Below are 12199 nucleotides of genomic sequence, written 5' to 3'. Positions count from 1 at the left end.
AATCGGGAATCGGGAATCGGGAAGATAGAAAAGGGTAAAAAATTAATATGAGAACCGCTATCTTGTTATCATACTGTTTCTGTCATATGATGTCGATGATAATTACCCTTAATAAAAATCTTCCCATCTCCCCATCTCCCCATCTCCCCACACTTCCCACACTTCCCTCTATTCCCGACTCCCGACTCCCAGGGAGTGCGCTTTCCGTAGGCGAATTAAATTCGCCACGGGTCGCACCGCTCCCGACTCCCTACTCCCGACTCCCTACTCCCTAAAACCCAAGGAGGAAAGTAGCTTACCCAGAAACCTAATATAATAAAAAAGACCAAGTAAACAGGCGATTTGAATAGCACTTAGTCCGAAGATGAGATGAAAGTCAGGTTTTAGAAAATCCATCAGAAAGCGAAATCCTAAATAAGCGACCATGTAAGACTTAAATAAATCTCCTTCTTGCCGTTGATAGGGAGTACTAATCTTTAAAAATACCATCAAGGCTAGCAAAAAAATAATTTCATAAAGTTGGGTAGGATGTCGATAAATTCCATCACCGAAATCTACTCCCCAAGGCAATGTGGTCGCAATCCCGTAAGTGCGATCGCTTAATCCCGTCAGGAAACAACCAATCCGTCCGATTGCTGTTCCCACAATTAGGGGATAGACAAAAACATCCCCCGTTGAGCGCTTAATACCGATTAGTTTTTTAGTCACTTCAACCCCAATCAAGCCCCCCAGTAACCCACCCACTACAGTTTTTCCCTGAACTAGCAGTAACAGCAATTGTTGCCAATTCTCCCAAGCCAGATAACAATGCTGTAGCAATACTAATCCTTTCGCTCCCAGTAAAGCACCCACCATGCCCCCCACAATCACAGAGCTGCGTTGACTTGGAGCAATCGTGTCCTGGCGAGACTTCAATAGCAGTAACCGAAATGCGATCGCATACCCTAAAGACTCAAATAAAAAATGGGGATGAATCCGCCATGAACCAATCCCTAAATAAACTGGAAATTTCATACAGCACTTGTCAATTGGGTGAGGTACAGATTTTTGGGTTTTAGGGAATAAGGAACAGGGAATCGGGAATCGGGAATCGGGAATCGGGAATCGGGAATCGGGAATCGGTGCGCCCGCCCGAGGCAGGAAACTGGCAAGATGCCCGTTCCACTATTATCCTCTGTTCCCTGTTATCCTCTGTTCCCTGTTATCCTCTGTTCCCTGTTCCCTGTTCCCTGTTCCCTGTTCCCTGTTCCCTGTTCCCTGTTCCCTATTCCCTACTTCTGCAAGAAGTCTATTCTATACCAAATGGAAATCGTCACCACTGAGTTGATCTAGATGCACATCCTCAATCACAAGGGTTCCACCAGTTTTAGGAGAAAGCACAACACCCTTGTCACTGTCAGATAGGATACCAGACGCTACTGCTCTATTAAACCACTTTTGAGGATCAATGGCACCAAAGCCCCTCAATTTAATCAGCCAGATATACCTGTAGGGTGGGCAGTGGTTTCTCAAGGGATAGTAATAGTTAAAAATCCGATAGAGCACTGCCCACCAGAGTATTAATTTTCTTAAATAAATAATTAACTAATTTTTACTAAATTATTCCCTGTTGGTGGGCAGTGCTAGCTAAGCAATTACTAGTTAATTTTATCGGTATAAAGCACTTCCCACCCTACGATTAATCACAGAATATTATTTCTATTATTTTTTTTACTGATTTATTCCCTGTTGGTGGGCAGTGCTAGCCAAGCAATTACTAGTTAATTTTATCGAAATAAAGCACTGCCCACCCTACGATTAATCTTCGTCAATTGGTAATAAAAAAAAATTCCTAAACCCCTTGACGTTTTATTAATAAGTTACTATATTAATAGTGTAAGCACTTTAAACCAATAACGATTAATGAGTACAAACTTTCCGTCAAACCCTGATGACAATCAAAACCCTGAAAACCAAGGTCGCAAAGCTAAGAAAGCCAAGCACATCTTGGTCGGTTCTCCTGAACAAGTTCGGAAAACAATTCTTGCCATCTATTCTCTTAAATACGCTTATCCCGACGAGTGGAGCACTCCCGAGCCTACCGGAAATCCTGGTGAGGTTATGGTGACTTTAATTCGATATTTTTACGTAGATTAGGATAGTAATTTGCCAGGGCCACGCCCTGGCGACTAGGAATGAAGAATGTAGAATTAAGAATGAAAGTTTTTTTTGGGGAGGGGTATAAATCAGCATGAAGCATGAGTTAGTATGTTGTTGCTTTCCAGCAGTTGCTGAATAACTCAGGAATAATGTACAATTAATCAGTCAGAAGTTATATGGTTCAAGTGCAGCTTAGCTGTATGTTTTGAGGTTTACACAATATAATTCGGTCAAGTATCATAGTTTATCTGAGCTTGACCGATTTTTTTTATTGATTGCTATACTTATAGAAGTTATTAAATGGAGTTGTGATCCCCCCTAACCCCCCTTAAAAAAAGGGGGTAAAAGAGTAGGGATAAGTAAAAATGGACGAAGAAAGGCTAAAAGCATATTTCGATTTGAGCCGTAAACTGCTAACTCGTTATAGCAGTGAAAAAGTCGAAATTATTCAAAGCAACCGCGAGTTAGTGGATGAAGGTTTATTACAGGCAATGGTAGTATTATCAGAACTACTCGCAGCCGATGGAAAGCAAAAAACTGCTAAACTTTTAGGTAGTGTCAGGAGTGAGCTTTTAGAAATAATTTCAGAATACCCTACCTTATTTAAGGCTTCATCCCAAGACTATCTAGAATTTCTAGAAGAGGTATTACTAGCAATTAAAAAAAGCTCTTATTACGACCGCAAAAAAGTAGTGTACCCACTCCTGGAAGCAAACCTAGACAAACTCGATGATAATTTTATCGATATCCTGCAAACCTGGGCAAGTTTTAAATTTTCATTATTGGATCTAGAAACAGCAAGAGATACCGCACAATATATTGAAATTTTTAGCAAAATTATCAGGTATTTTCCACTCGGCAATAAAGCCAATAACATAGAAATCGCCATTGCTGGTTACAAACAGGTGCTAACAGTTTATACTTATTTCCAAGAAGACTTCCCCGACGATTGGGCATTCACTCAAAATGACCTGGGCGAAGCCTACAGTCACAGAATCCGTGGAGATAAAGCTGATAATCTAGAACTTGCCATTACTGCATACCAACTAGCTTTGTCAGTTTATCCCAAAGAAACCTGGCCCGAAGATTGGGCAAGGATTCAAGAGAACTTGGGCATTGCCTACAGTGACAGAATCCATGGCGATAAAGCTGATAATATAGAACTTGCTATTGCTGCATACCAACTAGCTTTGTGTGTTTATACCAAACCAGACTTCCCCCAACATTGGGCAATGACTCAATATAACCTGGGCATTGCCTACAGAAACAGAATCCGTGGAGATAAAACTGAGAATTTTGAAAAAGCAATTGAAGCATTCCAACTAGCATTAGAAGTTCGCACTAAAGAACACTTACCCGAATATTGGGCAAACACTCAAATCCACCTAGGTAATGCCTACTTTGACAGAATCGGTGGAGATAAGGCTGATAATCTAGAACTTGCTAAGCACCTAAACAAAATTAATTACATATTCTTTTCCAAAATTGTCAAGCACTTTTTTGAGATATTTAAGAAAGCTTTTCCAGTTTTCGTAAGCCTCAATTTCAATCCACTCATACTTAATAAATTTCCAGAAAATTTCAATTAAGTTGTGCTTGGGTGAGTAAGTAGGTAACCAAAATATATCTAAATTATTACCTTGCCATTCTTCTAATTTTTCTAGGATTTTATTGCTTGTGTGTATTGAAGCTTGAGCCATTACTACTACAGTTAATTTATCGAATTTTTGACTAAAACTATCTAAAAAATTAATCCCGATTTCACTATCAATTGAGCCGTGATGTATTTCGTAATCTAATTGATTTTCACATCCCATTAATCCGAGAACATTAATTCTTTTGCTTTGGGAACTATTAAGAGTTATTCTTTTTAATTTTTCTTGCCATCCATAAGGAATATCTGGCTTCAAAGAGAATCCACTTTCATCTAAATATCTTAATTCAATTTCTCCTTTTTTAGCTTGCTCTTTTAGCTCTTTTAGTCTGGGTATTTTTACCTCTAGCTCCCAGTCATCAGGGGTTTTACTCGTTCCTCTCTTCATTCTTTTCCATTTCATGTTCAACTTTTTTATGGTTCTTTTTATAGTTTCCTTACTGACATCTATTTTCCACTCTTTATTGATTTTAATTTTAACTTTGCGGTGCGACCCCGGTCGGGTTCCCCGACCTAGGGAATGCGCACCAAGAGAGTTTAGGCTTTTTGGTTCAGAGTTTACCCACTCCTTTACTTGTTGCTTTTGTTCCTGATTTAACTTAGGTTTTCTGCCCCTACCTTTTTGATTATATATTCCTATTATTTTTTGATATTCCCATTTATTTAACCAGTTATATATAGTTGTTCGAGTAACTCCAAATAATGAACTTAATTCATTGATAGAAAACTTTTTATAACTCAACAATATACAGTTAGCTCGGTCTCTCACTTGAGGATATTTACTTTGCCAACTTATTCTTTCCAACAGTTTTTTAGTTTCGGTATTTAATTCTCTAATGAATCTCAGATAACTACCCATTTTCAGTTATTTCATATAATTATATCTTATTATGTCAAAAATAGGTAATTAATTTTGTGCACCTGCTTATAGAAGCATTCCAACTAGCTTTGGAAGTTTGCACCAAATCAGACTTCCCAAAAGATTGGGCAAACACTCAAATCCTCTTGGGCATTGCCTACAGAAACAGAATCAATGGAGATGAAGCTGAGAATTTTGAAAAAGCCATAGAAGCAGACCAACTAGGATTAGAAGTTATCACCAAAGAACACTTACCCGAATATTGGGCAAGCATTCAAGATAGCCTGGGTGATGCCTACAGAAACAGAATCCGTGGAGATAAAGCTGAGAATTTTGAAAAAGCTATTGAAGCATACCAACTAGCATTGTCAGTTGATACCAAATCAGACTTCCCCGAAAATTGGGCAAACACTCAAATCCACCTGGGTGATGCCTACAGAGAAAGAATCCGTGGAGATCAAGCTGAGAATTTTGAAAAAGCTATAGAAGCATTCCAACTAGCATTAGAAGTTCGCACCAAATCAGACTTCCCCCAAGATTGGGCAAGGATTCAAAATAATCTGGGCTATGCCTACTTTTACAGAATCGGTGGAGATAAGGCAGATAATCTAGAACTTGCTATAGAAGCATTCCAACTAGGATTAGAAGTTTGCACTAAAGAAGACTTCCCCAAAAAGTGGGCAGCCATTCAATCTCTCCTGGGGTATGCTTACAGAGAAAGAATCCGTGGAGATAAGGCTGATAATCTAGAACTTGCCATTGCTGTATACCAACTAGCTTTGGAAGTTAGTACCAAAGAACACTTCCCCGAAGAGTGGGCAAACACTCAAGATAGCCTGGGGGATGCCTACAGAGAAAGAATCCGTGGAGATAAGGCTGATAATCTAGAACTTGCCATTGCTACATACCAACTAGCATTGTCAGTTTATACCAAATCAGACTTCCCCGAAGAGTGGGCAAACACTCAAGATAACCTGGGGGATGCCTACAGAAATAGAATCCGTGGAGATAAGGCTGATAATATAGAACTTGCCATTGCTACATACCAACTAGCATTGTCAGTTGATACCAAATCAGACTTCCCCGAAGAGTGGGCAACAACTCAAAATAACCTGGGGGATGCCTACAGTGACAGAATCCGTGGAGACCGGGCTTATAATCTAGAACTTGCTATAAAAGCATACCAGCGAGCCTTGGACGTTTATACCAAATCAGACTTCCCCGAAGATTGGGCAAAAATCCAATATAAGTTGGGTAATGCTTACAGTAACAGCATACTAGAAGATAATATACACAATCTCAGAAACGCGATCGCATCCTATAAAAATGCCTCAGAATTCTTCACCCGTGAAGACTTTCCCGAAGATTGGGAAAACCTTCAACGTCATATTGCTAGACTAGATATTGAGTTAGAAAACTCATATTATGACTAATCATACTTAGACAAAAGCGAGTAGGGTGCGTTAGGGGGGGCATTAATGTTTCGCCTCGTAGCCAGAGTTAGGTTGCTGCCCGTAAAGCACCACTGCTGAGTCAAACAGCTTTTAGGAGATGCAGCCGAGTAGGGAGTAGTAAATGAACCAACAAAGAAAACAACAATACCTCAAATTGCTCCACCAACTCCTAACTTGTCCCAAGGGTAAAGAAATGAAAATTATTAATAGCAACCTTGAGTTAGTGGATGCCGAATTATTGCAGGTAATGGCACAATCAGCCGAATATCTAACAGGAAATGGCCACCAAAACGCGGCTAACTTTTTACTACGTATCAGGAGTAAGCTTTTAAAGGGTCTGGCAATTTCAGAAACCCTTACTTCAGCTAAGGCTTCATCGGAAGAGTATCAGCAATTCTTAGAGGAAGTATTGCTAGCAACCGCTAACAGCAAAGGCGACCGCGAAGCTGTCTACCAACTCCTGGTAGCAAACCTAGACAAACTCGATCATAATTTTATCAATATCCTGCAAACCTGGGCAAGTGCTAAACTCTCAGCAGCGGAACCAGAAACAGCAACAGATATCGCTAATACTATCTGGGAATTCAGCACTCTGATCAGCGATTTTCCACTGGGTAATCCAGCCAACAACAGGGAAATTGCTATTGCTGGTTACCAAACGATGCTAAAGGTTTTTACTAATCAGAGTAATCCGGAAATTTGGGCAGCTATTCAAAACAACCTGGGCAATGCCTACTGTGACAGAATCCGTGGCAATCGGGCTAATAATCTCGAAAAAGCCATAGATGCATACCAAATAGCCTTGGAGGTTTATACCAAATCAGACTTCCCCGAAGATTGGGCAAGCACTCAAAACAACCTGGGCATAGCTTACTGTGAAAGAATCCGTGGAGACCGGGCTGATAATCTCGAAATTGCTATTAAAGCATTCCAACTAGCCTTGGAAATTCGCACTAAACTAGACTTGCCCATTGATTGGGCAATGACTCACTATAACCTGGGCAATGCCTACTGTGAAAGAATCCGTGGAGACCGGGCTGATAATCTCGAAATTGCCATAGAAGCATACCAACTAGCATTGGACGTTCGCACCAAACCAGATTTCCCTGAAGATTGGGCAAGTACTCACAACAACCTGGGCATCGCCTATAGTGACAGAATCCGTGGAGACCGGGCTGATAATCTCGAAAAAGCCATTGCCCAATACCAACTAGCCTTGGAGGTTTATACCAAACCAGACTTCCCCGAAGAGTGGGCAAGGACCCTATATAACCTGGGTAATGCTTACAGCAACAGAATAGTAGGAGAGACTACAGAGAATCTGGAAAATGCGATCGCATGCTATGAACATGCCTCAGAAATCTTTACCCGTGACGACTTTCCTGAAGATTGGGAAAACCTTCAACGTCATATTGCTAGACTACTGATTCAGCTAAGAAACTGATAACTGATAGCTGATCTCTGATAACTGATAACTGATAGCTTATCTATTCTATGCTAAAATATAGAATAACCATTACAATATTTTTAATAAATTAATATGTCAGTTACTTGGTCAAATTGGAGGGGTAATGTTTCTTGCAACCCCAAAAGTATTGTCGAGCCGTCTTCTAACGAAGATCTCAAGAAAGTTCTTGCCATGGCTCGAACCGAAAGGATGAAAGTTAAGGTGGTTGGTTCGGGGCACTCATGGTCAGAAGCTGCATGCACCGATGGTGTTCTTGTATCATTAAAGCGACTAAACCGAGTAATCGAGCTAGACCGAGAACGGGGCACCGTTACTGTTGAGCCAGGAATAACACTAAACAGCTTGAATCAATACCTCGACCAACACGGCATGGCCTTGGAAAACCTGGGAGCAATCACCAAGCAGACTATTTCTGGGGCAATAGCAATGGCTACCCATGGAACAGGAGACAAAAACGGCTCACTGGCTAGTGCAGTGGTTGAGCTAGAGCTAATGAAAGCATCCGGGGAAGTTGTCCGCTACCAACAAGATAATCCCACATTTTATGGAGTATGTGTCAACTTGGGTGCCCTTGGTATTATTACTAAATTAACCCTTCGTTGTGTCCCTACATTCTTCTTGCGAGATATTCAACAACCTATGTTGACCAACATTCTCAGAGAAGAAATAGACACACTAGTTAAAGAAAACGACCATTTCCAATTCTTTGAATTTCCCCACACCTCACGCTCCTATTGGTTTAAGTTTAATAAAATGGATGAGCCAGTTGCGCCCATGCCATTCTGGAGACAATTCCTAGACGAGCTATCTAGAACTATATCTAGAGAAGGCAATGGAATCGGTGACTGGATTACCAGGACGTTTCCTTTTACAATTCCTCTCATCTTTAGAGTAGCTTTTTTGACTAATCTACGGGGATTAAACCGTTGGGATAAGAGCTTTAAAATCCTCGCCTTTGAGAATATTAATTTCACCTATTCCGAGTTGGAGTATGCCATACCAAGGTCAGCTGCAATCAAAGCTCTGGAGCAAATTCACCAGATGATAAAAAACCAGGGATTTAGGATAAACCTACCAATATCAGTTCGATTTGCTAGTTCCGAAGAGCATTGGTTAAGCCCACTGTATCAAAGAGAATCGGTATATATTAGCCTTAACTTATCAGGGTCAGATTTTAAGGTGATTGAAAACTATCACCGGGAAGCCGAACAGATATTATTAGAGTATGGTGGCCGTCCCAACTGGGGCAAGCACTTTTATTCCAATCGGGAATATCTGCGCTCACAATACCCACGTTGGGATGACTTCGCTCTACTTATGAAAGAATTTGATCCTGATCGACTTTTTTCTAACCCCTTCCTCGACCGCCTCTTCCCTTTTGATGTATAATTGGCTCACATCGGTTGGGAGTTGGTTTCACAGCCGGGGTTTCTTCCATATTCTCTAATATCATGTCGGGATAATTACCCTTAATAAAAATCTCCCCAATCTCCCCACCCTAACCCCTCTCCACCTACTCCTTACTCTAATTCCTTTACCACTTTACTCATTCCATCCAGTAATTTTTTATTTTTTTGGCTCCTAGCGCCATAGAGACGGGCAGAAAAGACTGTGATTAATTCCATCATGTCTTGGGTTAATTCGTCATCAAAGCTGACTCCCTCTGGGGATTTATTAATGATCACGACTTCTGTGCCAAACTCTTCACAAATGGTAAAGATTAATTCTGATCCAAATCTCAGCAATCTATCCTTGTGAGTTATAACCAATCGTTCAACATCCCCTGTCATAATTTTTCTGAGTAATTGGTTCAATCCTTTTTTGTGATAATTTAAACCACCCCCTAAATCAGAAATAGTTTCGTATTGCCAACCATTAGCAGCGCTAAAATTTTCTAATAATTGAATTTGACTCCTCAGGTCTTTTTGTCGCTCATCACTGGAAACTCTGGCATAGTTGATTGTCAATCTGTGGGTTAATGGCTGAGGATTTCTTGGTGTTATATGTTTGATATCTTTAAGATAAAATCGTCGTTGTCCAGTAGGTGAACGTTGATATCTGATTTTGCCCGCATCAGCCCACCGTCTTAGGGTTTTGGTAGAGACTCCTAGCTGTTTAGCTGCCTCCCCAATGCTTAATGTCATCTCGGAATGACTTTCCATATCAATGCTAGATCTAATCACAACCTCTCTAGTATTACCCATTTTGTCAGTAATGTCCAATGGTGTCTATGTTTTATAGAGAAGCAAGCTAGCAACAGGCAACAGGCAACAGGCAACAGGCAACAGGCAACAGGCAACAGACAATAGGCATGCTAGCAATAGGCAATGGCAATAGGCATGCTAGCAAGAGTAGCCAATATATTATTCTATAATAGAATTTTAGGATAATTACCCTTCATCAAAAATCTCCCCATCTCCCCATCTCCCCATCTCCCCATCTCCCCATCTCCCCATCTCCCCATCTCCCCATCTCCCCATCTCCCCAGGCTAATCCCTTAGCCTTAACTGAAACTGATCGAATTTAATCACATCTGAATTAGGCGATCGCGTATCAAAGCGATAGCTAGTTACTATACCGGTGCCAGTATCGAAGATACTAAATACAGTGAGGTCATTACTAGCGATATAAGGCAAGGGCTGGTTATTCTCTCCTAACAATGGCGCGATTGTTGGCATAACGGGCTCTAATCCATTGGGGTCTCCAGTAGCGGAATAGTTTTCGTTATACCCATTTGGTACTGGGCGCTTCTTCTCACCAACATAAGCGCCATAACTATTCCCCACATTGGAGGATTCTAAAAAATGGATGCCATTACCATCAACAAAGCGATTCCATAGATGGGAATGGCCATAATACACCAACTGCACACCAGCAGCTTCTAACAATGGCACCACATCCCGAATGATATAATCCTTGTCTTTGGGGTACTCATAACGTACTGCTGTCACCTTACCCGCCCGATCCCGCTCAATGATCTGCACTGGGTCAGTATAAGCTGGGACAATATTGTCCCCTAGGCTATGGGGAGGATGGTGAAGCATCACAATTTTATACTTAGCTTGTTGGAACTCAGTGCTATTGAGTTCTGCCTGGAGCCATTGGTACTGGGGACTCCCTTTACTAACCGGTTCAAAGATATGTTGTCCGTATCCCCAAGCGATGGGATTGTCTAAATCTTGTTCCCGTTCTTGATACCTACCTTTGGCATTAGGACCTAAGCTAGGTGTCCGCCAAATATTAGTAATGTACAACACCACTAAGCGAATATCACCAAAGGTTACGGCATAATAAGGTTTGCCATTTGGTAGGGAAAAAATCTCGTTATAAGTGTCGGTATTATAGGTATTATTTTTTAGCCAATCTTGGTAATAATTAGGGTCATTATCTGGATTTAACTGTTCAGCTTTTTGCCGATAGATGGCTTGTGCTGCAGCGCGAGTAAAAGGGTCATTGAATTGGCTATTCAAATCCTTTTCCATAGAAAAACGCCCCATCACTTCATGATTACCAACTACAGGAAATATCGGGGCATTTTGAATAATTTCACCGCCATGGTAGGTAGTTTTAACCCCATTCTTCTGCAATTGGTAATTAGCTCGACCCTGAAGACAAGGGAAAAACGCACCACCCCGGTTATCATCAAACCATTCCGAAGCCCGGTCAGGAATATTAACTAAATCACCAACATAGAACACCCCATCAATTTGGCCTACAGTTTCTACCACCTTCTGGAGATTAGCTGCTGTCATCGGCATTAGTTGATGGTCAGAGGTCAGAAGAATTTTCTGGGGTGTCTGAGGGTTTGGTAGAGCACTGAGGCTAAAGAGTTTGCTCGTGAAAACTTGCCCATTGTCCTTGACACTGGTGACTTGATAGGGAACAGGAAGACCAGGAGTCAGTCCAGTTACGATGGCTTCATGACGCCAAATATCCCGCATGATTGGCTTCTGGTAGACTTGGCCGTCTTCGGTCTGGTTGCCTACTCGGGATTTTTGGTCTTCCCGAGTGCGGCTGAGTTTAGTAGTAGTAGCAGTGGCCTTACGATAAGAGCTCGTGCCGTAGGTAACAGTGTGGCGGGAGCCAGGAAATTCGGTAAACCAAACCACCCGCACGGAATCTTTTGTAGGAAATTGCAAGAATGGGTCAGTCAGTAATTCGTAAGCGGATGTCATGGCTCGCTGCTGGGTAATTTGCTTGATAGTTGGGACAAGAACAATTACACCGATAACTATAGCTGCCATGAGGATAAAGCGACTGATAGAAAACTTGACCATGAAAGCTATAGGGCAGGGAATGGGGAATCGGGAATCGGGAATCGGGAATCGGGAATCGGGAGAAGAGTGTGGGGAGAGGGGGAAGTGTGGGGAGAGGGGGAAGTGTGGGGAGAGGGGGAAGTGTGGGGGTATAGGGGGTACAACAGAGGTAAGAAGTAGTTTTCGATGAAGTTGGTATAGCTTTGATCATAGTTATTTTGATCAGACTTATGAGGTAGATTCAAGCTTCTTACCCCGTCTTGATGCAAAGCACAAGTAAGGGTTTCCCCCAAGACTGAGCTGCATTCCGACTCCCAGGGAGTGCGCTTACAGTCGTCGAATTAAATTCGCCACGGGTCGCACCGCTCC

At 41.6% G+C, this 12199-nt stretch carries 12 protein-coding genes; 6 read left to right on the top strand and 6 right to left on the bottom strand.

Annotated features, from left to right (window positions below; all coding sequences use genetic code 11):
* Positions 1 to 95 precede the first annotated feature (95 nt).
* The gene (locus tag F6K46_RS01100; protein ID WP_293116707.1) at positions 96 to 275 is read left to right on the top strand and encodes a hypothetical protein; all 180 of its coding nucleotides are present in this window, start codon (positions 96 to 98) and stop codon (positions 273 to 275) included.
* Here the strand turns inward: F6K46_RS01100 and F6K46_RS01095 are convergent.
* The gene (locus F6K46_RS01095) at positions 265 to 1014 is read right to left on the bottom strand and encodes a prolipoprotein diacylglyceryl transferase family protein (protein ID WP_293055096.1); all 750 of its coding nucleotides are present in this window, start codon (positions 1012 to 1014) and stop codon (positions 265 to 267) included. The two genes, F6K46_RS01100 and F6K46_RS01095, sit on opposite strands and share 11 nt — an antisense overlap.
* A complete protein-coding gene (locus F6K46_RS01090) occupies positions 1011 to 1151 on the bottom strand; it encodes a hypothetical protein (RefSeq protein ID WP_293055094.1) in 141 nt (46 codons plus the stop codon). The genes F6K46_RS01095 and F6K46_RS01090 overlap by 4 nt, the downstream gene beginning before the upstream one ends.
* Before the next feature lies 1 nt (position 1152).
* Here F6K46_RS01090 and F6K46_RS01085 point away from each other — a divergent pair, with 1 nt between their 5' ends.
* Together F6K46_RS01085 and F6K46_RS01080 are read left to right on the top strand one after the other, a co-directional pair.
* Positions 1153 to 1332, top strand: coding sequence for a hypothetical protein (locus F6K46_RS01085; protein WP_293055093.1), 180 nt, complete (start codon positions 1153 to 1155; stop codon positions 1330 to 1332).
* A gap of 570 nt (positions 1333 to 1902) precedes the next feature.
* Complete coding sequence (locus tag F6K46_RS01080) at positions 1903 to 2136, top strand: hypothetical protein (protein ID WP_293055091.1); 234 nt, start codon at positions 1903 to 1905, stop codon at positions 2134 to 2136.
* A gap of 1454 nt (positions 2137 to 3590) precedes the next feature.
* Here the strand turns inward: F6K46_RS01080 and F6K46_RS01070 are convergent.
* Positions 3591 to 4640 (bottom strand): IS630 family transposase, encoded by a 1050-nt coding sequence (locus F6K46_RS01070; protein WP_293055375.1) that lies wholly within the window; start codon positions 4638 to 4640, stop codon positions 3591 to 3593.
* Between the two features lie 101 nt (positions 4641 to 4741).
* Here F6K46_RS01070 and F6K46_RS01065 point away from each other — a divergent pair, with 101 nt between their 5' ends.
* The 3 genes from F6K46_RS01065 (at position 4742) to F6K46_RS01055 (ending at position 8963) form a co-directional block, all read left to right on the top strand.
* Positions 4742 to 6085: a tetratricopeptide repeat protein gene (locus F6K46_RS01065; protein ID WP_293055089.1), complete on the top strand. Its 1344-nt coding sequence runs from the start codon at positions 4742 to 4744 to the stop codon at positions 6083 to 6085.
* A gap of 142 nt (positions 6086 to 6227) precedes the next feature.
* Positions 6228 to 7550: a tetratricopeptide repeat protein gene (locus tag F6K46_RS01060; protein ID WP_293055087.1), complete on the top strand. Its 1323-nt coding sequence runs from the start codon at positions 6228 to 6230 to the stop codon at positions 7548 to 7550.
* A gap of 96 nt (positions 7551 to 7646) precedes the next feature.
* Positions 7647 to 8963, top strand: coding sequence for a D-arabinono-1,4-lactone oxidase (locus tag F6K46_RS01055; RefSeq protein WP_293055085.1), 1317 nt, complete (start codon positions 7647 to 7649; stop codon positions 8961 to 8963).
* 131 nt (positions 8964 to 9094) lie between these two features.
* On the opposite strand, the gene F6K46_RS01050 is transcribed toward F6K46_RS01055, so the two are convergent.
* The 3 genes from F6K46_RS01050 to F6K46_RS01040 form a co-directional block, all read right to left on the bottom strand.
* The gene (locus F6K46_RS01050; RefSeq protein ID WP_198954275.1) at positions 9095 to 9718 is read right to left on the bottom strand and encodes an IS607 family transposase; all 624 of its coding nucleotides are present in this window, start codon (positions 9716 to 9718) and stop codon (positions 9095 to 9097) included.
* Positions 9719 to 10063: 345 nt separating this feature from the next.
* Positions 10064 to 11851, bottom strand: coding sequence for a metallophosphoesterase (locus F6K46_RS01045; protein WP_293055083.1), 1788 nt, complete (start codon positions 11849 to 11851; stop codon positions 10064 to 10066).
* Positions 11852 to 11856: 5 nt separating this feature from the next.
* On the bottom strand, positions 11857 to 12123 hold the full coding sequence (locus F6K46_RS01040) for a hypothetical protein (RefSeq protein WP_293055081.1): 267 nt from the start codon (positions 12121 to 12123) through the stop codon (positions 11857 to 11859).
* Positions 12124 to 12199: the final 76 nt, after the last annotated feature.

It is taken from the genome of Moorena sp. SIO3E8 (assembly GCF_010692445.1).
GTDB classification, from domain to species: Bacteria; Cyanobacteriota; Cyanobacteriia; order Cyanobacteriales; family Coleofasciculaceae; genus Moorena; species Moorena bouillonii.
Note: the sequence above shows the minus strand (reverse complement) of the source record. Positions and strands in the feature narration are given on the sequence as shown.